Genomic DNA, 25,817 nt, shown 5'->3' with positions numbered 1-25,817 from the left:
GTATCATTTCATGCCTATTATACAAAGACATCCTTTGCGCGCATTTTGGATAATTTGAATCTTTTGAAACCCTACACTTTCGAATAGCTGCTCAATTTCTGATGTTGTTTTATAGGCTTTCATATGATAATGAATTTTATAGAGCTCTGACATAATAATAAATTTTCCACCATGCTTCAATACTCTAAATACTTCTTTCACGTCATTTGCTAGATCTGGCCAAAAATAATGTGTTTGGAAGGCTGTAATTGTATCGAAAAACTGATCTGTGTACGGAATGTTTGAAACACTCGCTTGCTTGACAATGACCTTACCATTTGCCACATCCATTTTATTTGTTTTTATGGAATCCTTGACAGCCTGCTCAGAAAAATCTATACCGTAGATTTTACCAGCTGGATTCATCTTCGATAAAGTTTGAAGTGTTTTTCCACCACCACAGCCAATATCTAATACAATATCACCATCATATACATCACCATGCTTAATAAGCCATGTATTCATACCACTATGTGCAACATTCATAATGCGTAACATTACTGACCCTACAAATCCGTTTGGCTTCTTAGCTTGTTCAATTAAACGCTGTAAAAGTGCCATTTTCAATCTCCTCTCCTTCTAAAATTTGATGTGATGTGCAGATTAAGACCTCTTTTTTTGCTAACTTCATTAAGGCTGCTGCTTTGCTTTTATCGCTTGCTCCCCCAACTGCATCATTAACAACTATCACTTTAAAATTCCTTGTTAAAGCTCCATAAACCGTTGCACTCACACAGCCTTCAACAAACACACCCGTGACGATTAATTCATTAATATTTTGCTGGGAGAGAAAAGTTGCTAAATCTGGATTACTAAATGCATCCGCTTTATTTTTTGAAAAATATTTTCCTTCCACCATGACTAATCGTTTATCAAATTCAGCCCCTTTCGTTCCTTTTATAGCAGTGAATTTTCGGAAAAGGTTCGAGATTTGTGTTCGTTTAAATTCATTTCTAATATAGACAATTGGAGCCTCTTGCTCTTTTGCTTTTTGGATGAGATTATTGATACTTTTTATGGTAGATTCCATTTGCTGCTTTGCTATAGGCAGTCTAGCTTGATCACTCATGTAATCGTTTTGAATATCTAATATAAGTAAGGCTTTTCTCAAATTCTATCCCCCTATCGTTTTAAAACGCTTACTATCTTTACGTTTTATAAAAATAATTAGTTTCATTATTTACCATTTCAATATCACGGCAAATGAGCGGTATCAGGTCTTACAAAGGGTAATTTGCATTATTTTGCTTTACAAAAAAAAGGTCACCTACTAATGAAATGACCTTAATTTTGAGGTTAATATTTATCTGTAATTACTCCAATTGAGGATGCTTTTATAAAATCAAGATTCTTCAGACTCGCTAATGTCTTCGTATTACCAGTGACAACTGCCCCATAGATAACAAGGTCGTTCACAGACAGCCCATCAGCACCACCAATTTCTTTTTCCAATCGTTTATATTCATCTTTTAAACTTGATGATTGTCTTGCCCCGCTTGATATAGCTTGGACAAATAGCTTTGCTGGGTTCTCTGTTACATCACCGTTCGCGTTTAAAAGAGAGAAACCATATACATCTTGTTCTGAACGAAACACATTGTAGCTATATATACCCTTTCCATTATGTTTAATTTTGCCAGTATGGTCGTCTGCTTCATTCACATCTTTAACCCATAGCCAAGTAGTATTCACCTCTTTCGGCAGTTTCGTAAGTGCTTCCTGCATTGAATAACCTTTATCAAAAGATAAAGCGATTTCCATTACTTTATGATCATCAATTTCGGGCAACAACGCTAAATCATTTTTCGTCTTTTGATAATTTATAAATGGATAGAAAAACAACATTTCACGCTGTCCAAATTCATTATAACGTTGAGAATTTAAATCTTGTTCACTGTTACTCATTCCAAATGTTAGATGAGAAATAGCGCCTTCATATAACTCCTCGTTTCGTAAAAAACCATAGCCCAATGCATCGTCTCCAGTGAGAACAACCTTTCCTTCAATGTATTTAATTGTTTTATAATGCATTTCACCGCCTAAAATCCCAGCGTAATTTCTGATTGATCCAATAAATTCATTTGCACCTTTTACTTGATGTAAGGTATAAAAGGTATTTTGAGCGTGACTTTGTAAAAATCTAGTAATTGCGTCATTAGCTATTTTTCCACCAAACAATGTCACAACCATTACGACAAACGTGATGATAATCGTTTTCCATGTTGCGCAGCGCTGGGCTTTTTTCATTGTTTTTTTCATCTGTTCTGTATCAAAAAGGTTGTCCATCTTCTAACATCTCCCACTGTTTTTTATATGCTTTACGTGCTCGCTGTAAATAAGTTTTTACATGCGATTCACTCACCGCTAGAATCGCAGCGATTTCTTTATAGGACAATTCCATATCGTATTTCATTAAAAGTAATTGCTGAAATGCTGGCTGTAGCCCCTGCAAGGCTTCATTAATCTTTGCATGTTGCTCTTTTTGTAAATAATGTTGTTCTGCATCATCCAATGCAATTTTTAATTTTTCGATTTCATTGTCACCGATTAATGTTGCGCGCTTTTGCTTGTTATACAACGTATAGTAGCGATTAAGGGCGACCTTGAATAGCCAAGCTCGTAAATTATCATGTCGAATTGTAGACAAACACTCAATTGTTTTAATGATTGCCTCTTGTACAACGTCCTCTGCATCTTCTTTTGTAGCCCCTATTTTTATCAAATATTTGAAAACGACTTCTGCATGCGCAAGCAATAGACGCTCCCACTCTTTATTCATACTTCACCAACTTTTTGGATATCCATTTCGTAGTTAACTCATCTATATAACCATTCAACCCCTAAAATGTATACAGCTAATTGGAAACAAAAGAAAAAAATCACAAGTGCTTGTCAAAAACACCTGTGATTGTTTAAGTTGAAAGACTATTTAAATTCAATATGTTAATTCCAATCAATAAATCAAGCCGAAGTCAAATTTCTCGTTCCTTCGACATTTTTTAATTTAGATATGTATTGTTTGAAATATTTCGTTCACGCTCATCTATGACTAGATGGATAATAAATGCTAGTTGTTGCTCAATACGCATATTGTTAAGCTGTAGAATTTCAGCAATTGCACTTTTTTGATTCTCTTCTAATTCTGCCTTCTCTAGCATTAACATAATTTCTTCTTTCGAAAGCCCAAACATGCTCTTTCACCCCTAATTTACACATAAATTTATTATTCCAAAATCATTTTTATCTTTTTAAATACAATGTTTAATGAACCGTTTTTACTAATTATAGGCTAAAACATGGAAATTAATCAATCCAAAATCTACATTTTCTTAATAATATTATTACTTTCTTCAAAAAATATTATTATTTTTTAAAAAAGCTTTCCCTTCAGGAATTGTAATGATTCTTTGCCTCGATTAATTCTCTTACACTACTAATTATAAAAACAATAAACCTTTTTGTCGAATTTTGTGAATTTACGTCAATTGAATACCTAAGAAACCGTTTACATCCTACCTTTTTTATCCCTATTATTCGTTTATATTTAAACGGGCTGCCGACAATTTTTTAAATGACAGGAAAGGTACTTAATTTTCCCCTCTTTATTACTAGTCAAAACCAAAAAGTGATTTTCAAGTTCACTCTGTATTTTTACCATTTTGTTTCGTTTCATAAAAAAAGTAATTTCAACAAAAGTGAAACTACTTATCCTACTCATTTATTCGGTTATTACATTGTTTTTTTAATATTACTTTTCTGAAGAATTGCAGTTACTTGTTGCAATACATCAATTGGTATTTGTAGCTTTTCATTAAGAATATGCAAATTTATTGATTCAGCTTGATTGATTTGGTTCACCATTTGCTTCATTTGATCGTTAACATTTGGGGATATAGCAATAATTTTGGATGTGGCATCACTCTTCCACATAGTTCCATTAGTCGTCCCTTGAATAAATAATTGACTCTTCTCCTGCACTATTGCAGGTATCTTTGTTGCTGTCAGATCCATATTCTCCATCTCCAGCATTGATTGATTGGACAACGCTAAAAAAGCACGATCCATTTCATCAATCGAACAATGCTTAATACGCCCCATCGAGTTATCTGACCAAACAAGTGCATAGGGACTTTGCTTTCCGTTGTTTTTAAATGCACTATTAGTAACCTCAAAAATAGCCTTCATACAAGTAATAGCGTGACCAATAATAGCGTCAAATGTACATTTATCTGCAAATAAACGAGCATTATTTATATAAAGATGATGTCCTTCTAGCTCTCGAATGGTCGTATGATGAAGCATTATTTTCGCATGATCATTACCAAAAATACCACCTGCCTGCCCATTTTGAAGGACAGACCGATTCAGCTTTAGAAAACTAGCATCGACGATAAAATGAAATTGCTGATGGTCTTGAATCATGCATTCTGACAGAGAGACATTTGCTTCATTTACAATCGTGATACCAGTCGAGTGTCCCTTCATCACACTACATTTACAAATCTCTACCTTACTATTTTCAATGATTAGCTGGGATTTATAATGTCCATGGACCTTACAATCATACAATTTTGCGGTAGCGTGTTCGGCAATATAAATACCATGACCCTGTCCATCAGAAAAGACAGAATCTGTAAGCCAAACCTCACTGCCATGAACAACTAAATTTGTATCCGGATGCCGCTTAATTTCACAACCATCCATTGTTAATGTCGATTGATCAAGGAGCTGAATCCCTAAACCTTGCCCCTGATGAATAAGTGTATTAGTCATAGTCATGGAACTAGCAGCTGCAACAATTTGTGTTTGCTGATGACCATGAATTTCACAATCCACAATATCAATTTTTACATTGCAAATCGCAAAAATACCATTTGTTTGACCCTCCAATAGCATACAATTGGTTAAAGCAATTTCACTATTTTGCACCATAATTTGAGCCTTGGTATGGTGCTGGATTGTCGTGTCCACAAGAATAACACTTGAGCCATTATCAATTTGCAAACCATAATGATTAACAGGACTAGCTAGGATATCAACATTTTTCATCATTAGACTTCCAAAGCTAACAGTCACCTGTGTTTGTACCAATTGCTGTTCAATCACACAGTTTTCCAGCTGTAAATCCCCTTTGACATAAATACCTTGCCCTTGTGTAAAGCGTAAATTACGCATATTGGCATGTGTATTATAGCGGATAAATACACCACCTTTAATCGTCACATTTCCAACTCCATAAAGGGTCAGCCTTTTGGAAATTTCAAAGCTTTCCTCATAGATACCATCCCGAATTTCAATTAAATCCCCTGGTGCAGCATCTCGAATCGCATCTTCAATACGCTGGTAACGATGCATAATACTCCTCTTTACAACAAGTGTCGCCATCTCCACACTCCTCTGCCTCAAATCAAACCACGATTATATTTGCCAGACCAAAATCGTTCTCATGTTTTATTATATTTATATACCCATTGAACTTCCTATTATTCAATTTTGTGCAAATAAATTTAGAAGTAATTTTTCTGAGGCAGAGGATTAAGCGCAATAAAGCTATATAGTGGTATTAAAACAATAATATTCACTCACTATGCCACTGTACATCTGATGAAAAAACAAAACCAGCAATTAACGATCAAACTCGTCCATTGCTGGTTATAATCAAAAATCTTTATTTTTTCCGTTTCACAAACACAAAACTTAGAATAACAGCTGCTAGTACAAGTAAGGCTACAATCCAAACCGTGTTTGATGAAGTTTCATTTGTCTCTTTTGTAGACTGCTGTTGGTCAATAGGTGTAGCGTTTTCTGATTGTATCTGTGTCTTATTGGTTGCTTGTGCTGGCGAACTAATTTGAATGTATTGAAGGGTAGGTGTGTCAGCAGACTGTCCTTCATGATGATCACCGCTTTGGTCATGACCATGTTGATGACTGCCCCCTGTAGTGAAAATCGATTTTTCTACAGTTTGGCCTACCCAGCTTTTTGCGTCAGTTGAATCTGCGAAAATACGTGGATGTCCTGAAAGCATGTAGGTTGTGCCGTTGATGATCACTCCTGTCTCGTCACCTGTCACAACATCCTCTATTGTTCCAGTTGGCCCTTCAGAGAAGCCCCCCATTTGAATTAAGGAGTGTCCACCCATATCAACATCGAGATGATCTGTTAAAAAAGAAATATACTCTTCTTTCGTTAAAGTAGCATCTGGTTTTTCAAGCTCTAGTTTATGATGAAATAAGGCTGTATTTATTTCTTTGTACGTAATGTCACCCTCCAAGGAAATTACATAGTCCTCATTTTTGGCTGCTTGTGCTAGCTCATCAACAGTAGCGCCTTTAAGACCAAAGAAACCGCCTACCCAGCCCGCAAAATCTTGACGTGATAAATTTTCTGTCAGATTTAAATTCACATCTTTGCCATTATAGCCCAGTAAGCCAATGCTGTGGAGGATCATGATTTCCTTTATCGTTGGTGCAGTTTCTGGAACATCTGCATAGAGCGTACTTTTATCCATAGTATGGGCGTAGGCTACTGGAGCCATAAACAATGTGCTCATTAGTATTAATAGTAAATATTTTCTCAAAATGATTCCACCTTCCAATGCAATAGTATACAAGCTAATTGTGTTGAAAGTATGAAATTCCGATAGATTTAATACTAATTTGATAATTTAAATTTTTGAATGATATCATTTAAATTCTCTGCCATCTCCGCTAAATTAGCTGAACTATATTGAATTTCATCCATGGAGGTAGCTGCCTGTTCAATAGTGGCGGATGCTTCTTGTATTCCTGCTGCAGATTGTTCAGAAACAGCGGCAATTTCATCCACTGATTTATGAATGCTAGCCGTATTTTGGACTACCTCTTCTAGCTTCGTGGACATATTGTCTATGTTGATAGACATGGAGGAAACCGCCTCCGTTATTTGATTAAATGTTTCATTCGTTGATGCAATTTGTGTTGTACCTTTTTCAACCTCACCATAGCCATTCTCGAGTGAAGCAGTTACTGTCTGAGCGTCTAATTGAACCTTTTGAACAATTTCTGTAATATCGTCAACCGAAACGGCTACTTGTTCCGCAAGCTTACGTACCTCATCAGCAACGACTGCGAAGCCTTTTCCATGCTCACCTGCTCGTGCCGCTTCAATAGCAGCATTCAGCGCCAATAAGTTCGTTTGTGCAGCGATATCCTGTATGACAGCAACAAGTTTAGATATATTCTGCGTTTGTTTACTTAATCCATCTACCTTTTGAACTGCATCTTTCACAATAACATGGATAGAAGTCATCTGCTCTGTAGATGCGTTCATTAAGCTCTTGCCCTCTTTTGTTAACGCCATGACATCCTGTGAATACTGATAAACATACTTACTGCTATTATTGACATCGGTCATCTTCGTATTAAATTCCATCATATTCGTGGCTACATCTGATGCATTGCTAGCCTGCAATTCTGTACCGCCTGCAATTTCAGTGACGGTAGAGACAATTTGCTGTGTACCTGTCTTGACCTCTGTTGCTGATTGCATAAGCTCCTCACTATGCGCAGCTACATCATTCGATACTCGCTGGATATGTCCTAAAAAACGATTCAAAATATCTGACATTGTATTGGTCGCTTCTGTTAGCTGCCCTATTTCATCACTTGATTTCACCACTAGTGCTGGCTCACTTAGATCCCCGTCTGTAATACGTTGCATACGATTCGTTACTGTAATAATAGGTCTTGAAATAACGCGCGCACTAATTATGGCAATTCCAATTGAAACTACAACAAGGATGATTCCAACGATAATACCGGTAATCTGCTTATTATCACCTGCAGTAATAATGTCTGTGCCTACTGTTGTTATGGATTGCTTACGATTTTCTGCTAAGCCTTCATAGCCTTCTCTTATTTCAGTAGCCTTTGTATCCATAGTAGCTAAGTTTTTAGTCGCCATTTCGATATTGCCCTGATCATAGACATCAAAGACATTTTTTTCAACATAGCTACTCCATTCCTTGGCCATTGTCGCAAAGTTGTTAAACTCTGCTGATTCTGATAGGGCTAAACGAATTTTTTCATTTTTTAATGCACGTTCAACATTATCATTGAAAATATGCTTATATTTTTCATCACCCGAAAGCACATAACCTCTCGCTGCCGCAATTCTTAGGCTAATCGTTGATGCGAGTTCGTAGTCGGTAATTAAAAGGTGTAAGTCCTCTTCAATAATTTGCTCTGTTGCACTATTGCTCAGTTTAACTGAATAAAAATTGTATCCTATGTACAAAATCACTATTGTTACTACAATGCTAAAGGAAAAAACAATTCTTTTACTAATTGACTTAAATTTCATGTTTAAATTCTCCTTATTTGTTGAATGAGGACCTTTGTTATTACTATTAGTAATCTATCATTATTAAAATAAACATGGTTGATTTAATAATTCTTTCTATATTTAAAGAAATAACTAGTCAATTTTTAAGTAATTTTCAGCATTTTTCGATTTTATTTTACAAATCCAAATGCACTAATGAATATTTATAACAGGGATTTTTGAACTAAAAAGAACAGCCTTAAAAATTGGCTGCTCCTGTTATTTTTTCTCGATTTGATAATCAATTTGTAAAAAGGGTAAACCAAAAATGCGCATTTTATGTACAGCTGTTAGTAATTCATTTTTTGCGGTTATCACAAAATGCTCCTGTAAAGGCAATTGAAATAAAAATCGATGGATGGCTAAATAAATGCCTGCATCCCCATCATGAGCACTAGTCAAGTGTAAACATCCATTTTCCTCATATAAATATAATACCCCTATCATCGTTGAAAATGGTAATGGCAGTGCAATATTCATATAGGTGATTTGGTCTGTAGTATGCTGTGAATAAATGGCTACAAAGGTTGTTTGTTTGTCGATTGCGCGAATCCAGGCGCGTGGAGCAGGACGTCCATCTTGCTGTTCGTCTACTTTTATAATCCTCCCTGTCATCTCTATTTGCTGGCTGGACAGGGGTAAATTTAGCTGTTGTATGTAACGACTAAAGCCTTGATAAATCAAAGCAAACGGTTTAAACCAGGCCTTCCATTTGACGGATGCCTTTAAACGATACTGTTCTGTTTGCTCATAAAAATGCGGGATTGCAGGAGATAACCTAGTTGTATCAACAAAATCATGAAGTGCATCAACTAATCCCGGATGAGGATCATTTTGCTCACGTAATTTCCCGCGAATTTGACTAACTGGAAATTGTACTGGTTCATGAGTTCTTTTAGGAACAGCAATAGCCCATGCTAATACACCAACTGCCCCAAAGAAAACGCCATTGATAACACCATGAAACTTTAGCATTTCTGGTATCCCAACAAAAGAATGTCCAAGCAAATTACTCAATGCATACATGATGGACCATAGGATTGTGATACATAAAGAACCATAGGATATACGTAATAGTAAACCCTGAATTGCAGGAAGTTTAGTTTTTAGTGCAAGTATAAATAAACCGTAAATAGCTATGATGTATAATCCCACAGAAAAAACTTCTAGTATTTTAGAGAATGTTATTCCTAGGGCAACAAGAAACGGTCCGCTCCATATAACAACAATAATCCCATTAAACAATCTGCTTTGATGAATACGTCCAAAGAGACCAAGTGATATGACCAAGAGGCAGGCTGAGTAATGAAAATGGATAGCTGTTAACCATGTAATTAATGGTGGGAAACCTGTATCGATTTTTGCAATAAAAGCAAAAAACCATAGTCCCCCAATAAATAAGTACATAAGTCCAATATCAATCGAAATTTCCGCTATATTTGTAAAGCCACGTTGCAAAAAACGATTTACCCCCAGGCTTGCTATAAATACTGTATAGATAACATAAATAAGTGCTAGAACAATGGCTAGCCACCCTTCCGTCCACCAGTGAAGCATTGTAACTGCAATCATCATTACAGCAATAATGGCATCTCCGCCTCTAGGAAGGTCCACCACCATTTTGATCAATGCAGGTATAAAAATTAGCTGTGCAATAGTAAGTAACAATATAAAGGTAGGCTGCTCGCTAAAGCCAAAACAAATAGCTGCCAGTATAAATCCGAATAATATAACAGGCTTACCTAGATTGTTGCGTAAATTCACCAGCATACATCATCAGCCTCCCTATCAACGGATTATGGATGGACACATGAATCGTAAACACATTTCTGGTATCATCAAAGCCCTCCTCCACCACAACATGCCCCTGCAAAAATTTTGGAAGCGCACATTCAATTTTGGACAAAACCAAGCGTTGAAAACCTGAACGAATGACTAATCTCCCTTCACGCGTCACAGCAAAGTGCAAATCAGAATAAAAAAGAGCTGGTTCACCTAAATAATCCTTTACTATTTTATGAACTAAATCCACTGTCATTCTTGCATGAAAATATCTAGTTCTTTTTGGAAAGTGGAAGGCACGTTCCCATAAGACTTCCAACTCACCACTTGGCAACGTTCGACAAGTGTTACAAATCGAAAACGGTATATTCTCACCTGACTCAGGGAACAGGAATTTCGTTTTAGTCGCCACGGTATAAAAAGGACGCAGCCACTTTGCTCCCGATTCAATTTTATGCATAACTCCTATCGCATAAAATGGTTGATTTACTGGCAATGTATAGCGCTCTTGAAGTTTTGGATGCAGTTTTGTAAATTCCTCACCTAATATGGTTTGATAAATGGTCATGTTGTCTCCTCTCGCTTCCGTATGCAGCGTCTGGCACTTGGCATATCTTTACTAATTATAAATCCGATTATAGACAATACCCATAATGCTAGATTAAAAGTCACTGGATTAAAGGGTGCAGTAGCTATCGTTATATCTGCTAGCAAGGCCCCTATTGTTAAAAGTGGAAACAGAATAATTTGCGCTCCAAACAATAAGCGCTTTCCTCGTAGGAACAGCCAGCAAAGCCCAAACAAAATCTCTGCTATACCAATCCAGATGACTATTTGGTTAGCATTACTCCAAGAAAGGACGTCTTCGTTTGGCTTTGCCATTGTTTTGCTCAGATTCAACTTGATTTTGCTCGACTCCCCCTCTGTTTCGCTCGACCTGCTCCTGAATTCGCTCGGCGCCTTCCCAATTCCGCTCTGCCCCAACTCTGTTTCGCTCGACTCCTTCTCAATTCCGCTCTGCCCCAACTCTGTTTCGCTCGGCCTCACATCAATTCCGCTCGGCCCCACCCCAACTCCGCTCAGCTCCACTATATATCCGCTCGGCCCCAGCTCAGATTGTAAGTCTTTCTCTAGTATGTTCTCCACGAGCACAACCTCTGTGGGATGTTGCACAATAATTTTGGGAACTAGCCCGTGATATACCCATACAATGCAAAAAAGAATGCTTATGAAAATCGTTAAAAAGAAACGTCGATACTGGGAAGCAGGGTTTTCTCCCTTTTCAAGCCATCTCTTTAAAACGTCAAAGCTTAGTGCTGTTGCCCAGCCCATCATTGGACGAAACATAGCGTCCATTAGCTTACCAAATTTTCCATAGCGAACATCATAGTCATACTGTGTTAAAAATGTCAGCCCCCTATCATGAGGGAGATACTGCCAATAGCCCCTTCCCCCCGCAATCGGAGATATTTTTTGTGGTGTTCCAAAATGCAATGAGGATGTTTTAGTCCCATCCTTTTTTTGGTGCTCTCCCTTACTTTCACCCCAGCCGCGAACTACTACTCCAGGCATTACCTTTGTTTCATAGGTAAATCGCTGAGGCTCTTCAACAGATTTTTTTTCAATGTATGTAATGGAGGTAAAACGTAAATCCCACTGCTCATGAAGCTTCGGATTTTGTGTGTAGGTCCATGCCTCCTCAATAGGTGCAAATATATCCACCTCCACATAAATAGGCTTTTTCTTCATGCCTCACTCCTCCTTAATGATTAGCCCTTTCAAATATATTGACAGTTGCCTGTGCATTTCTATTACCCCATAAGTTCCTATGCTATTTTCACTTTGGGGGCTTCCACACATCTATCGGTAAATGATCGTTTTGAATCGATGTTACCTTGTATTCTATTTCTTCTTTTTAAGATAGTTATTATTCTCGTCATTTTTTTTGTTCACAAATAAATTTGTTCTTTATGTAGACGCTAATAATAATTTTTCATTATCGTCAAGACTATCCTCCATTTAAAAATCGATTTATACTACTAATAATATTATAGCAGTAAATTGATTTACCACCATAAATTTCAATTTTACTATTTTTAAAAAAACTTGAATCGAAATGGGCGTTCGCGAAGTCTAATGGGTGGAAGGAGGCGATTTTCATTTCTACACAGTATGTTTCACTAGTACAGTTAGCTCAACACGGGGATGAACAGGCATTTTATCAGCTGATTGAACAGGAGCAGCATAAACTTTATCGCATGGCTTATGTCTATGTACAAAATGAAAATGACGCCGTAGAGGTTTTTCAGCAAACAATTATTCGTGCCTATGAGGGACTTCCTCAGTTAAAGGAGCCACACTATTTTTCAACCTGGCTAACGCGCATTATTATTAATGTTTGTAAAACCTATATAGCAAAGAAAAATACAGTACAGCTTGTGGAGCCACATACTTTAGAGGATTTTACTAGTACAACACCTACATATATCGAAGAGGAGCTGGATCTTTGGCATTCTCTCTGTAAGCTTGAGGAAAAATATAAAACTGTTCTCCTACTCCGTTTTTACCAGGATTACTCAGTAAAAGATATTGCCGCAATTTTACAATATCCTGAGGGCACTGTAAAAACAAATATACGACGAGGTTTACAGGCTTTACGACAACAATTAAAGGGGGCATATATAGATGAATGGGTTCAATCCATTGAAAGAGGTCATTGATGCAATTCCAATACCTAAGGGCAGATTAACAGAGGTGTTACGTGTTGAAGGGATGTCTAAAGTCTTCCAGCAAAAGCATCATACAGTACAAGCATTGAAAAATATCCATTGTACCATTTACCAAGGCGAAATGGTTGCTATTATGGGAACAAGCGGGTCTGGTAAAAGTACATTGTTAAATATGATTAGTGCCATTGATGAGCCAACTGAAGGTGCACTCTTTTTATTTGGCGAGGAAGCCCATGATATTTATCAGGAGCCAAATGCATCCAAATTCCGTAAAGAAAATATCGGTTTTATTTTTCAATCCTTTCATCTGTTAAAAGATTTATCAGTTGAAGATAATATCGCACTTCCACTTATCCTCAATGACTTGCCAAGTAAAGACATAAAAGTGCGTGTCCAGCACATGATGGAAAAGCTTAATATTGCCGCATGGGCAAAGCATCGCCCAAGTGAGCTGTCAGGGGGGCAAAAGCAACGAGTCGCTATAGCTCGTGCCGTTATAGCAAATCCCCCTATCCTGCTGGCAGATGAGCCGACTGGTGCACTGGATGTAAATACAACGGATGAAATTTTGGAACTTTTAGTAGACTTGCAAAAAAATATGAATCAGACGATATTACTTGTCACACATGATCCTTATGTTGCTACCTATGCGAATCGTGTATTATTCTTCCATGATGGGGCTATTGTGGATTCCTATCAGAATCAGCAAACGGCAGATGATTTGGATTGTATTTTAGCGAAGTTCAAGCTAATTACTAGGGGTGATCTATAATGTTTACGATGCGTAGCATTGCCGTGAAGCTATTTCGAGCAGCTTGGTCAAATGTATTAACAAGTATTAGTATCATCACGATTTCTATTTGTCTTGTAATGACAATGAGCGTTTATATATATAATGCTAACACACAAATGAAGGAAGAAATTCAAGCGCTTATTGGTGAGATGGATTTGATGGTCGGCTATAATCCTGAGCAAAATAAGCTATTAACAAAGAGCCAAATTGAAAGTTTCGAAGAAATCTATGGTGTGACAAAAGTGTCAAGTGTGTCACTAGCTCATACAATCGTTGAAAATGAAAAAAGCACAAATTTTTATACGGTTGGCGTTGAAAATGATGATCTAGTGAAAAGCCGCTATCATTTTACTGTTAATCTTGGCCCGAAAGATATTGTCATTACTGAAAATGTGGCACGTCTCTTTAAGAAAGAGGTTGGCGATAAACTAAACATTACTTTTAATAAAACAATTGGAGATGAAATTGAAGCAGAAATAGACAACTTTACGATACAAGAAATTCTTCCTGCTTTGAAAGGCACAGATAGTCCTAATATGATTCTTCTGCAAAATGATGTCCTAAAAACATGGATGGATTTTAGTGACGATCAAACTGCTGGCATGTTTGCCTTATTTAGTACAGAAAATAACATGGCAACCTCTGTTGGTATGGAATTAAAACTGCTTGATGAAACTTTACGCGTTGATATTATGAGTGACTATGATGAATTTAAGAAAAATTTCCAGGCTTTAATGATTTTTATGATTGTGCTGTCATTTTTTATACTACTCATTTCAAGTGTCCTATTGCTGTCAACGTTCCAGCTGTTATTTTATAAAATTAAAGAACAATTAATGGTTTTAAGAGCACTCGGTGCCTCCACAAAACAAATACGAACTATTGTACAATTGCAGCTATCTTCCATTGTCATTTTTGGTGTATTGCTTGGCATTACCGTCAGCTTGCTCGTTATTAAAAGTTGGTTACCACAATTGATTGACTTAATGAAATTACCAAGCGCACGAACAGATTTACCAATTGTTTTTGTGCTTATCATTGGCGTGTCTAGTTTTTTAATTCTACAATTCATTACGCAGTGGCAAGTTAGAAAAAGTGCGAGTTTATTGCCTTTACAAATTGCGACAGAGAATGAAACCTTAAGTTTGCGCTGGACAAAATGGAAAACAATTATCGTGAGCAGCTTTACAGTCATATCCCTATTTTTATTTTTAAATGCGAAATTCACAGATAAAGGGAGCGGTAAAAGTGCCTTATTATTTTTAATAGCGACACTACTTCTTTGTGGGATATTGCTGTTTATCATGCCATACCTGTTTACAGCTTTGTTAAACATTTCATTAAAGCCAATACGGGTAGTCTTTGGCAAAGAAGCTTACTTAGCCTGTCAGCAACTTATGCCACAAGTACGTAAAAATATGCCAATTGTCCTGAGTATTATTGGATTAATGGTTATATTGGTATTTGGCAGCTCATTATTTAAATCTGTACAACAAACTTCCTATCAATATATTAATTCTCAATATGAAGCTTCCATTAAAATTGATAATGAATTATATGATCCAACATTTAAATCTGATTTGGTTAAAGAAATTGAATCATTGCCGAGCGTGTCCTATGCCTTTGCAAAGAGCGATAATTCTTTTATTGCACTACAGCTTGAAAATGAATGGATACCAGAAAACTATACAACCGTTGATTTCGAAAAATATATTCAATTGGGGAAGCTTAATAAGATTAGCGGTCATTATAAAAATGGAGTATTAATAGCAGAGAAATTTGCTAAACAACACCATCTATCTGTTGGTGATAGTGTAACAATAGGTAAATTTGATTATACACTGCAGCAATATATCACTTCAGGTCAATTGCAAATTATCGGTATTATTGATTCACCGATTCAGCATGCCAATTTAGTAATGGATTGGTCTTCTACTTTGATAGAGATTGAAAAACCTGTAGTGACCACTATTATGGTAGAAGCCGATAATACAGAACAAGCTCTAGCTGATCTTACCTATTTACAAGAACGTTGGCCTGCCTTGAAATTAACGGATAAAGAATCTATTATTCAGCAGAATGATGAAATGACTTACCAACGTTGGAGTCTGTTTGTGGGTGTCTTTATGATTTTAATTGCTGCTACTTGTCTTGGTGTATTACAGACATTGCTGCATTCCATTTATGCCAAACGTAGTGACTATGCCATTCAACGACTTATTGGTATTTCTCCAAATGGTTTGATAAAGCTGATTTTGACACAAGTGCTGTCATTTGTATTCTATGGACTGGCAGTTGGTACCATTCTTGGCCTAGTGTTGACCAGATTGCTGGGCTTTATTGATGAGGGATCAACGGTGTATTATGATTTCTTTACCTTAGGTATGACAAGTCTCGTCTTTTTAGGAGCAACACTCATTGTCTTTACTTTACAAGGCTACTGGATTAGTAGAAGAAAATTAGCGAATGAAATAATTGAAATATAAAATAAAAGCAGGACCAATACTCTGTAAGATTAAGTACAAGTAATTGTACATTATGTTTAATTCAATAGTGTTTCTTTTATAATGTTACACATTAAATAAAAATGCACATTACTAAATGTAAATTTTAGTAATGTGCTTTTTATTTTGACTATCTTTCTCATCAACATTTGTTAAAAGGTTGAACACTTTACAATGATTTACAATGACTAAGTAAAATACTAAAATAGGAACATAGGTTCTTTTTAGAGGAGGTTAATAACAACAGGTGCAAGACTGAACGATTTACTTCAAATTAGTAATACAAAAGAATGTATTGAGGTAAAGAAAATTAACAACAAGCTACATTACTCCTATAAAGCTATTCCTAAAGGAAGAGATTCATTAGAAGAATTTTATTTAAGTAAACAAACGATGGAACATATTCAAACGGTATCAAGGATGTTAAAAACACATTATGACAATGATAAAATTCCAAGTGTCCCATACGGAGATAAAAGAAAGCACTTATTCCCTACACCTATGCCTTATTATTTCCAATATGCAGGTAAAGCATTAAGAAGTGATGCTATATATAGTTCCATTCGAATAAGGTTTGTTTAAAAATACCCCGTAAGCTACATTTGACGATAAATGAAAAGAATCCATTTTCGAAAAAAGATTGTTCAAAATGGATTCTTTTTCAATAGACTTGAGTTTGGTTTCTATAAAAAAGTTTGATTAATTTCTACCTGTGTTGCTTCACAATCGCGCCCGATCGTTAAAGTTTTGTTAAGATATATAATCTTTTGCAGAATACAAAGCCGTTAAGATTTCTCTCCAATTTTGCTCAGGATCACATTGGCAGCTTCTAACGCACCACCAGCTTTCCTAAAGCTTTCTGACAGTTTCTGCGCTTCTTCCTGATATGCTCGATTTGTAAGCACTTCAGCTACCGCTGTTGCTAAATACTTTGGATTTTTTCTATTAAGTTTTAATCCTGCACCGAGCTGGGCAACTCGGTCAGCTACCATTCTTTGTTCGCTATGTTGCGGAAATAAAACCATTGGAACTCCAAAATATAGACTTTCATTCGTACTATTCATCCCGCAGTGGGTAATAAATACATCTGCTTTCTGTAATACCGAGATCTGATCCACAGCGTTTTTCACTATGAAATTTTCTGGTACGCTATCAAGAGACGAAATCTCAGTTTTTTCGCCAACTGACATCACAACATCATAGTCTGTCTTTCCAAATGCTTTGAGACAGTTTTGGTAAAAATCCTGATTCTGATTTAGTATAGTTCCAAGAGAGATGTAGATTACTTTTCTAACTCTTTTATCATTCTGTATCGGTACAGACTGCCTTATGGATGGTCCAACAAAGGCATAGCGCTCAGAAAAGGTATCCGCCATCGGCTGAAATTCTTTCGACGTGTAAACAATGGTGTCCGTTTCATTATCATTTTGAACTAACGATACAAAATTCTCTACTCGATAACCATAATCGTTTAATAGTTTAATTTTTCTGTTAATCCTCCGCATACCTACAATCATTCTCCAGACTTCCATGAAACCCCGCTTCATTAATTTTGCTGTATACTGATTAAAGGCAAACGAAGTAGTCGAACAAATATATGGAATTCCTAGTTTCTCAGCAAATAATTTTCCCCAAATACATAAAGAGTCAGATACAATGCAGTCTGGCTGAATTTCCCTTAATTCTTTACACACCTTTTTATCCAAAGCAATCGTTGTATCCGCTGCCACTTCAATCAATGTTGCAAAATCTTTGCCAACCTTATGGTCCAATTCTTTATGTGAAACTTTAGGTAAGAATTCATCACAAGCCATAAATAAAGCACCAGTGTCTTCTATTTTTTCCTGAAATTCTAAAAAGGAATAATACCAAACTTGATGACCTTTCTTTATTAATTCGGTTACTACCGGAATAGTTGGGTTAGTATGACCATGTGCGGGTAACGAAAAAAAGACGATTTTACTCATTCGACCTCATCCTTCGATTCCGCATTTCGAATCATCTCTGCAAATTCTAGGAAGTCGTCACTTTTTAAGACAGCAATTCCTTTTGTTTCATCCTCTCCCAAAACAACCAGTTTATCACCTGCATGTATCTGATACATTTCACGTGCCTGTTTTGGAATTACAATCTGTCCGCGTTCTCCTACCTTCACAACACCAAAGAACTGCTTCCCTTTAGGACTGATCTGGTTTGCTTCTTCTTCATTCATATTGCGAGATAATTGATCTACGGTTACTTGAAAAATATCACCGAGTATCTTACATTTATAAATATCTGGTAGAGCTTCCTCGTTTTCCCATTTCGCTATGGTCTGCCGTGATACGTTTACCTTTTCAGCCAATTGTTCTTGACTTAGTTTATGCCTTTTACGCAAAACACGAATATTCATACCAATCATGTTTTTCATCTCCTTGTATTTTAATAATATAGAGGATTTAAGGAGAAATCTATCAACAGTTCATAACATTTCTTGTTAAATATTGTGGCAAATATTCATACAAGCATATCCATATTTGATGCTTATTCAATTATCTGGCCCGATTCTTAAAGAAGAAGCGCAATCCCTACTCTAAAATTGCGCCCGATTGTTGAATAAACAGTTTTAATATTTTTTAATGACTTTATTGTAAACTTAACAACTTTATTGTTACTAAAACATTCAACTCTCCAAATTTCTACAATGAAACTAACTTAGTTTGATATCGTAGAAAAAACACCTCGACGTTGAATTAATAAAATGCATTACCTTGTTTTTCAACCAAATATATTTTATTTGTCTAATATTTAATAATTTGTTTTTATTTCAAATTCAGAGAACGATTTAATTCACTAGATAATTAAAGTATTATATCTATTTCATTTTTATTATTTCACTTAATTTGAAGATGCCTACTTTTATTTCATCGAGTGAAGCATACCCATAAGAGATTCGTATAAACTGTCCTGACTTTTCAGCATAAATACTACCGGGATTTAGAAGAATATTGTTGGAAAATGCTTTTTCAAATAGCCTTTTTACTTTGAATTCGGGTTTTATTTTTACCCATATGAACAATCCACCTTTTGGGATGTCCCACGTAGCATAAGGACTCAAATATTTATCCAGTGCATCTAAAGCAACTTTTCTACGAATCCTAAGTTGTTCTCTTACTTTATCAAGATGACTATCATAGAAATTACTAGATAACCACTCTGCGGCAACGAGCTGGGAAAGAGTACTTGATCCATAATCGGATTGCATTTTTAAATCCGCTAATCGATTAATAACTGACTCCGAGCCAACTATCCAGCCAATTCGTAATCCTGGACTAAGGGTTTTTGATAAACTCCCAACATATAATACATTTCCATAAAGGTCCCTTGCTTTTAGTGGTTTAGGTGGTGGGTTATCAATCCATAAATCGTGGTACACATCATCTTCTATAACTGGCAGCTGCTCTCTTTCACAATAGGCAATTAATTTCTCTCGTCTCTTTTCTTGCATTAAGGCGCCTGTAGGATTATGAAAGGTTGGAATCGTATATAAAATATTTTTTCCTTTTTCCTTTGTCAAATAAATTGAATCAATGATTAGCCCCTCCTTGTCCATCGCTAATCCTTGCAACTCCATCCCCGCAGACTCAAAAACAGTCAACGAGTAAAGATAGGACGGCATCTCTAGCAATACCGTAGAACCTCTTTTTAGTAATCCAATTGAAATTAAATGTAAAGCTTGGATCGCACCTGAAACTACGAGAATGGACGAAGGTGATGCTTCGATACCCCTTACCTTTAAATAGTCACTAATGGCTTGTCGTAAATTTATATTTCCTTTTGGCTCTTCATAGCCAAACGAGGTCAATTGATTCGATATCTTTTGAACGATGAATTTCATCTCTTCTAAGGGGAACATTTCTGGTGATAGCTCCCCCTTACTCAATTGAATAAGATTCGTATTCGATTCAGCCTCGTTAATCTCCTGCACCATAGATACACTGGGTTTATGAATGCCTAAAGTGACGTTTTCATTCCAGTTAGTCGATGATTTTGCCCCCATCAAAGTCCAAGTATTATTGGTGACGACTGTTTCCTTCCCAGCTTTACCTTCTAGTAGCCCTTCTGCCATCAGCTCCTCTAACGCCGTTATGACTGTACTACGATTAACCTCAAACTGTTTTGCCAAATTACGTTGACTTGGTATGGGACTTCCGATCGCCCACTCCCCTTTAGCAATTTTTTCTTTTATAAAATCAATAATCAATTGATATTTTGGTTTTTTCATTTGTAATCCCTCTTCTAACTGGTTGGTTTTTTTTATTTTAACCGGTTGGAGAAGTTTTAGCAAAAACCTATTAATATTGAAAACATAAATTTAATTGGTTGGATAAGAGGTGTATTCATGTTTAAAAAATTTGATTTTAAGATTATTTCTGCTCATTTGGTAACAATCATTTTATGGGCATCAGCTTTTCCAGGAATACGAGTTGCATTGTCAGCCTATTCGCCTGAACATATATCACTTTTTCGATTATTAGTCGGCTCATTTGTCTTAATCATCATAGCAGTTATTACAAAAACCCCTTTGCCTGAGTTAAAAGATATCCCTATTATTTTATTACTTGGCTTTTCAGGTTTCACCGTGTATCAAGTAGCACTAAATTATGGAGAGCAAACGATTAGTGCTGGGATTGCGAGTTTACTTGTTTCAACAACTCCGATATTCACTGCTTTGTTAGCTGTATTCTTTTATCGTGAGAAGCTTGGATTATGGGGATGGCTTGGTTCACTTATTGGTCTTTGTGGTGTAGCATTTATTTCTGTTGGAGATTCAAATGAAAGTTTTTCACTTAATTCTGGGGTTATTATCGTTTTAATAGCATCCCTTTCAGAAAGTATTTATTTTGTTTTTCAACATCGATATCTAAAAAAGTATGGGGCTATTCCCTTTACGATGTACGCAATTTGGTCAGGTACATTTTTTATGCTACTTTTCTCACCTGGCCTAAGTGAAGCAATTATGGCTGCCCCGTTAAATACAACATTAGTCATTTTGTATCTTGGAATCTTTCCAACAATCATTCCTTATTTTACTCTAGCTTATGTTACCTCACGAACTGGAGCAGCTGAAGCAACAAGTACACTTTATTTAACCTCTGTTTTTGCATTTCTTATCGCATGGATCTGGCTTGGTGAAGTTCCACAATTTTCTGCAGTAACTGGGGGCTTAATTACTTTAATAGGTGTATTTATTGCAAACATAAAAAAAGAAGAAATGATTAAAGAAAATAACAATGCTCAAAGTTTAAACTAGTGATCAATAATTAATCAATTTGTTTGGATCACTTCAGATTGATGACAAAATGTATGAGAGCAGTAACACTCTATTCATGTTGTCATTTTTAATTCTTCGATCCATAAAAAAATAACCTTCAGACTTTATTTATCAGCAAATGCAAAGACTCCATTTTGAAAAAAGATTGATCAAAATGGAGTTAATCTTTATCTTGCTCTATATTTCAACAATAATATCCAATGAAAATGTTAATCAACAATCTGGCCCTTAAACGGAAAAGACACATTCCTTATTAAAGAAATGCGCCCGTTAATGGAATAACTGTAAAGCTAATGAAGCTTTTTTAAAAGCTGCGTTTCCCTGCCCAGGCTCCTTGCATTTTACTGAGGAATACAATTTGCCCAATATGATATGCGTTGTGCATTGCTAAACTCTTCAGTTCAAGCACTAATGGATTGTCATCGGGAATAGGTCTATACAAATCTTCTAGTTCTGATTTTGCTAGTATTTTTTCAAGTTCACGATGAACAGAAAAGTATTCTTGTTTTGTTTCCTTCCAATTTGGAAAGGTCTCAGTTGGTAATCGATATGTAGCGTCATTATTTTCTGCCTTTGGTTCATTTGCTGTTTCACCAAGAAAGCGTAACAGAATTCTCTTTTCATAGAAAAGTAAATGACAAACTAATTCCCAAATGGAATGTGCCCCCTCAACTGGTTTCCAAATTGCCTGTTCCAAAGTAATATTCTCTAGTACTTTGTCAAGTGGTGGAAACCAGTCTTCTTTATCTAAGCAGCTTGCCCATTGTTGTAACAAAAGTGTCCTTACATCCATTTTCTATTCCCTCCAATCATATATAATCCCTTTGTTCAATATTCATTTGGGGCGTGTTGTTTTGGCATAACTAATAATTTCGAGATGAACCATCTGATTACCTCCCTTACTCCACAATCTGGCCCGATTGCGGAATAAAAAGACGAAACCCTGTTGGATTCCGTCTTGAACAATCATAATGTGTAACATTATATTCTGTTGTTGTTAAAACACGTATAAAAAATTAAAACTTGACTTTTAATAAAACTGTTTGGAGGGCCTGCTTTTTTATTTATCACACTTATTTTTCAGTTTATCGCCCTATTATTTAGATTTATCGCCTAACTTTTTCGTTTTATCGACATCCTAAGCGCCAACAAACAACACAGCCTGTCCAATTGCTATAAAAAAGGCTTCATGCTGGATCGGGCTGCTGCCTTCAATATGAAGTGTAATATCAAAATGTGTTTCATGAAGAATTGCCTGCCAGCGTGCAATCGGTTGATCTTCAAGAGAAAATACAGACCAGTCTTCCATTTCTTTGTTGAGCTTAATCTTTTGGGAGCCATCTGTAATGATTAAATCAGGAATCATGATTTGCCAGCCTTCATAGGCAATCATATATTCTTTGCCTGTGACGCAATCCTTCCCTTGAAAATGCACGCGCCCACGACGGGACACCTTTTTACATGTAAAAAGAGGCTTACCAGCCACATCATTGACATCAAACCGCACAAAATAGCGGTAATCCATTGTACGATCAAATGCTTTTTTCAATCCATTGGAATAAACACGTTGAACAGTAGACGATACTTCACCCGCTTCATTTAATATTGCTACTGACTCAGTTGATTCAATCGCCGCTGGTTGTTTGTATGTATAAATCTTCAATAATATTCGCTCCTTCATTACTATTGCTCTCTTTAAGCTATCACAAAATAAGCGCCAAATACAAAAGGTTGTATTTGACGCTTGAATGTTTATTTAGTTTGCTTAGGTACATCTACTGTGAATGATTGGAAGTTCACTTCTTTTAGTGCTGACCTATCAAATGGTATTTTTGTTTCCACACCTTGTACACCACCTCCGCCTGACGGAAGTGCTAAATAAGGGGTAATCGTTAATTGTTGAACATCGTCTGAAATCGGGTCAAAGGATTTAATGCTGCTAAAATTCCATACATCATTATCGAAATGACCTTCTCCCCCACCTGAATGTGATGTAATCTCCTTGCCATTCTGATCGGTAATACGGAACTCTATAAACGATGCACCTACTTGTGGATTATCAATTGTACCCTTTTCAGTAGCTTTATAGTCAAGTGCTATACCTGACGGGCTTAATGAAATTTTAGACACATCGAGTTGAATGCCTTCTGCTTGTTGCTGATAATTAACTGGAACATAAATAGTATTCGTAATCTTTTTAACAGGAACGGTAAATTCCCATTTCTCTCCTTCTTTACCTTCTAACATTAAGCCCATTTTAAAGGAATCCGGCATTTGGTCCTTTACATCAAATCTTGCAATAACTGTTTGAACTGTTGGACCTACAACTTTTTTACCAAAGCTTGCAGAACTCGCTACAGGGTTTGCACCATTAATAGTAAATTCCAGTCCTGCCCCGAAGTATTCAATACTTAATTCCTTTTCAGAATCAATTGTATATCCAACCGTAATATTAGATTCGTCATAAAGGACTTCGTCTATCGTTACAGATATACCATTGATTGTATGCTTTTCTCCAATAAGGCTTGTTAAACCTTGTTCACTAACTTGTTTTAGCCCGAGAAAGTCATAGTTACTGAATACCGATCCAACGATTGGTAGCTGTGATAATGTACTTGCGAAAGTTGGTGATACATATGCGGCGGAACCAACCATAATACTAAATGCAGCTGCTGCACTTGCTACATATAATAATGGTTTACGTTTACTTTTTCTTTTCATTTGTAAAGGTGTTTGTTTCATATTTGCTTGCTCCTCTGCTTGTTGTATGCCCTTTGCAATCGCTGCTCGTACCTCTTCCCTAGAGAATTCAGTCGCATCAAATGACTTTTTCATTGAACGTTACACTCCTTTCTAATTCTCGCTTCAATTGTTTTTTTCCACGATGTAGATACGTTTTAATGGTGCTAACAGGCTTTTCCATTACCTCTGAAATATCTTTCATCGGCAAATCGTAATAATAGAATAAAATAATGGCCATTTGCTGAGAATGGTTTAATTGCTTTATGGCTTCTGATAGGTCGATTGGATTCACCACGACATTTTCTTTATGCTGTAAACGATTTAATAATTCACTTTCTTCATAAGGAATCATTTTTTGGCCCTTTTTTAGTAAGCGGTAGCATTCATGGATTAAAATGCGAAAAAGCCATGTGGAGAAAAATTCCGGTTGCTTTAATTGGCTAACACTTAAATAGGCTTTACATGCTGCCTCTTGAATTGCATCCAAAGCATCTTCCTTTTGGCCAACATAAGAAAGCGCGGTATAAAATAGCTTTTCTTCCTCTAAAATAAGTAGCTGCTCAAATGCTTCCTTATCCCCTGCAATAGCCTGTTGGACGATAGAAATATCATGTTCCATGCTGCTTCCCTCCTTTCAATACTTAGAGTCATTCACTAACGTAAAAGGTTTCACTTTCATTAATTTCTTTTTTCTATCTGGCAGTTTGGTTCTTCTATCCTTCACTTTGATGCTTTTATCCATCAGTTCGGCTCATCTATCCTTCTCTTTTCTCGAGAATCAAAAAAGTAGACTACCGCACCTAAAGTAGTCTACTAATCTTTATTTATCTAATTTAAAGGTTACATCACCAACACCAATTTCAGAGTTGACCTCTAATACAACATCAGCTTTTTCATAGGCTTCATTGACATAGACACCCTTACCTTTTGAAATTAAGCCTTCTATGCTCGAAGAACCTATTCCCTCTTCTGTTGTTAGTTTTACCCCAACCGTTGATGGTAAAATGACAGTAGTTGCACCAACGCCTGTTTCAATGTTCGTTTCGAAGCTTTTTTTCCAATCACCACTTAAATCCACAAGTAAATCACTAACACCCGTTTCAATATCTAAATTTTCAAGCTGCAGGCCTCGCAAATCAAGCTCTGCTGTTGAGGCACCTGTTTCAATAGAGAGATCCATTGGAATATCCTCATTTAGTTCGATATCCCATGTATTTTTCATTTTTCCAAGACGAATGTTCTTTGAGCCTTTATGCTCAATTTCTACATTACCTGTCTTACCATTTAAATTATAATGTACCTGTGGCGCCAATTTTTTAATATTATATTGAGCGGTACCTTCAACCCAATCCTTGGCGCCCTTTTTAACAATTAATTCTCCTACACCAAGATTGATATCAACCTCTAACTTTTCTGCTTTATCCTTTTCCACAAGGAGCGTTTCATCTCTGGTTTTTTCTGGGAAAACTGAGGAGCATCCCGATAAAAGTAATAACGAAGCACCCATCATGACACCAATTCCAATAATTTTTTTCAATTTTATTTCCTCC

At 36.2% G+C, this 25,817-nt stretch carries 23 protein-coding genes; 4 read left to right on the top strand and 19 right to left on the bottom strand.

Translation table 11 applies throughout. The features are described 5' to 3' along the window. Positions 1-3: 3 nt before the first annotated feature. From QNH24_RS11355 to QNH24_RS11305, 11 genes are all read right to left on the bottom strand, one after another. The gene (locus tag QNH24_RS11355) at positions 4-600 is read right to left on the bottom strand and encodes a class I SAM-dependent methyltransferase (protein ID WP_283872261.1); all 597 of its coding nucleotides are present in this window, start codon (positions 598-600) and stop codon (positions 4-6) included. Then, positions 575-1,150: a cysteine hydrolase family protein gene (locus QNH24_RS11350; protein WP_283872260.1), complete on the bottom strand. Its 576-nt coding sequence runs from the start codon at positions 1,148-1,150 to the stop codon at positions 575-577. Before QNH24_RS11350 ends, QNH24_RS11355 begins: the two co-directional genes overlap by 26 nt. 185 nt (positions 1,151-1,335) lie before the next feature. After that, positions 1,336-2,325, bottom strand: a complete 990-nt coding sequence (locus QNH24_RS11345; protein WP_283872258.1) for an anti sigma factor C-terminal domain-containing protein — start codon at positions 2,323-2,325, stop codon at positions 1,336-1,338. After that, complete coding sequence (locus tag QNH24_RS11340) at positions 2,309-2,818, bottom strand: RNA polymerase sigma factor (protein ID WP_283872257.1); 510 nt, start codon at positions 2,816-2,818, stop codon at positions 2,309-2,311. The genes QNH24_RS11345 and QNH24_RS11340 overlap by 17 nt, the downstream gene beginning before the upstream one ends. A gap of 220 nt (positions 2,819-3,038) precedes the next feature. After that, positions 3,039-3,230 carry a hypothetical protein gene (locus QNH24_RS11335; RefSeq protein WP_283872256.1) on the bottom strand — a complete coding sequence of 64 codons (192 nt, stop codon included), beginning with the start codon at positions 3,228-3,230 and terminating at the stop codon, positions 3,039-3,041. A gap of 538 nt (positions 3,231-3,768) precedes the next feature. Continuing rightward, positions 3,769-5,424, bottom strand: coding sequence for a right-handed parallel beta-helix repeat-containing protein (locus QNH24_RS11330; RefSeq protein WP_283872255.1), 1,656 nt, complete (start codon positions 5,422-5,424; stop codon positions 3,769-3,771). Positions 5,425-5,707: 283 nt separating this feature from the next. Next, positions 5,708-6,619 (bottom strand): hypothetical protein, encoded by a 912-nt coding sequence (locus QNH24_RS11325; RefSeq protein WP_283872254.1) that lies wholly within the window; start codon positions 6,617-6,619, stop codon positions 5,708-5,710. 74 nt (positions 6,620-6,693) lie between these two features. Next, positions 6,694-8,382: a methyl-accepting chemotaxis protein gene (locus QNH24_RS11320; RefSeq protein WP_283872253.1), complete on the bottom strand. Its 1,689-nt coding sequence runs from the start codon at positions 8,380-8,382 to the stop codon at positions 6,694-6,696. Between the two features lie 240 nt (positions 8,383-8,622). Continuing rightward, on the bottom strand, positions 8,623-10,173 hold the full coding sequence (locus QNH24_RS11315; RefSeq protein WP_283872252.1) for a YndJ family protein: 1,551 nt from the start codon (positions 10,171-10,173) through the stop codon (positions 8,623-8,625). Then, entirely contained in the window at positions 10,142-10,753 is a 612-nt protein-coding gene (locus tag QNH24_RS11310) for a DUF4166 domain-containing protein (RefSeq protein ID WP_283872251.1), read from the bottom strand. Before QNH24_RS11310 ends, QNH24_RS11315 begins: the two co-directional genes overlap by 32 nt. After that, positions 10,750-11,934, bottom strand: coding sequence for a DoxX-like family protein (locus tag QNH24_RS11305; protein WP_283872250.1), 1,185 nt, complete (start codon positions 11,932-11,934; stop codon positions 10,750-10,752). The genes QNH24_RS11310 and QNH24_RS11305 overlap by 4 nt, the downstream gene beginning before the upstream one ends. Before the next feature lie 509 nt (positions 11,935-12,443). Here QNH24_RS11305 and QNH24_RS11300 point away from each other — a divergent pair. Genes QNH24_RS11300 through QNH24_RS11290 form a run of 3 tightly spaced genes read left to right on the top strand, consistent with a single transcriptional unit; the run spans position 12,444 to position 16,193 of the window. Beyond that, entirely contained in the window at positions 12,444-12,905 is a 462-nt protein-coding gene (locus QNH24_RS11300; protein WP_430675357.1) for a sigma-70 family RNA polymerase sigma factor, read from the top strand. A gap of 52 nt (positions 12,906-12,957) precedes the next feature. Next, positions 12,958-13,686 (top strand): ABC transporter ATP-binding protein, encoded by a 729-nt coding sequence (locus QNH24_RS11295; protein ID WP_430675503.1) that lies wholly within the window; start codon positions 12,958-12,960, stop codon positions 13,684-13,686. Continuing rightward, positions 13,686-16,193, top strand: a complete 2,508-nt coding sequence (locus QNH24_RS11290; RefSeq protein WP_283872248.1) for an ABC transporter permease — start codon at positions 13,686-13,688, stop codon at positions 16,191-16,193. Before QNH24_RS11295 ends, QNH24_RS11290 begins: the two co-directional genes overlap by 1 nt. A gap of 803 nt (positions 16,194-16,996) precedes the next feature. Here QNH24_RS11290 and QNH24_RS11285 read toward each other — a convergent pair. The 3 genes from QNH24_RS11285 to QNH24_RS11275 form a co-directional block, all read right to left on the bottom strand. Further along, a complete protein-coding gene (locus QNH24_RS11285; RefSeq protein ID WP_283872247.1) occupies positions 16,997-18,178 on the bottom strand; it encodes a macrolide family glycosyltransferase in 1,182 nt (393 codons plus the stop codon). After that, a complete protein-coding gene (locus QNH24_RS11280; protein WP_283872245.1) occupies positions 18,175-18,612 on the bottom strand; it encodes a helix-turn-helix domain-containing protein in 438 nt (145 codons plus the stop codon). The genes QNH24_RS11285 and QNH24_RS11280 overlap by 4 nt, the downstream gene beginning before the upstream one ends. Positions 18,613-19,065: 453 nt before the next feature. Further along, positions 19,066-20,475: an aminotransferase-like domain-containing protein gene (locus QNH24_RS11275; RefSeq protein WP_283872244.1), complete on the bottom strand. Its 1,410-nt coding sequence runs from the start codon at positions 20,473-20,475 to the stop codon at positions 19,066-19,068. Positions 20,476-20,592: 117 nt separating this feature from the next. Between QNH24_RS11275 and QNH24_RS11270 the strand changes: the two genes are divergently transcribed. Further along, the gene (locus QNH24_RS11270; protein WP_283872242.1) at positions 20,593-21,504 is read left to right on the top strand and encodes a DMT family transporter; all 912 of its coding nucleotides are present in this window, start codon (positions 20,593-20,595) and stop codon (positions 21,502-21,504) included. 325 nt (positions 21,505-21,829) lie between these two features. Here QNH24_RS11270 and QNH24_RS11265 read toward each other — a convergent pair whose 3' ends face one another. The 5 genes from QNH24_RS11265 to QNH24_RS11245 form a co-directional block, all read right to left on the bottom strand. Beyond that, positions 21,830-22,318: a DinB family protein gene (locus tag QNH24_RS11265; protein WP_283872241.1), complete on the bottom strand. Its 489-nt coding sequence runs from the start codon at positions 22,316-22,318 to the stop codon at positions 21,830-21,832. 345 nt (positions 22,319-22,663) lie between these two features. Continuing rightward, positions 22,664-23,188 carry a tubby C-terminal domain-like protein gene (locus tag QNH24_RS11260; RefSeq protein WP_283872239.1) on the bottom strand — a complete coding sequence of 175 codons (525 nt, stop codon included), beginning with the start codon at positions 23,186-23,188 and terminating at the stop codon, positions 22,664-22,666. An 89-nt stretch (positions 23,189-23,277) separates the two neighbouring features. Then, a complete protein-coding gene (locus QNH24_RS11255; protein ID WP_283872238.1) occupies positions 23,278-24,360 on the bottom strand; it encodes a DUF4179 domain-containing protein in 1,083 nt (360 codons plus the stop codon). Next, positions 24,344-24,886: a sigma-70 family RNA polymerase sigma factor gene (locus QNH24_RS11250; protein ID WP_283872237.1), complete on the bottom strand. Its 543-nt coding sequence runs from the start codon at positions 24,884-24,886 to the stop codon at positions 24,344-24,346. Before QNH24_RS11250 ends, QNH24_RS11255 begins: the two co-directional genes overlap by 17 nt. Before the next feature lie 201 nt (positions 24,887-25,087). Continuing rightward, the gene (locus QNH24_RS11245; RefSeq protein ID WP_283872236.1) at positions 25,088-25,804 is read right to left on the bottom strand and encodes a toast rack family protein; all 717 of its coding nucleotides are present in this window, start codon (positions 25,802-25,804) and stop codon (positions 25,088-25,090) included. Positions 25,805-25,817 lie beyond the last annotated feature (13 nt).

The organism is Lysinibacillus pakistanensis, assembly GCF_030123245.1.
GTDB lineage: Bacteria > Bacillota > Bacilli > Bacillales_A > Planococcaceae > Lysinibacillus > Lysinibacillus pakistanensis.
This window is presented reverse-complemented; position numbering and strand designations above follow the sequence as displayed.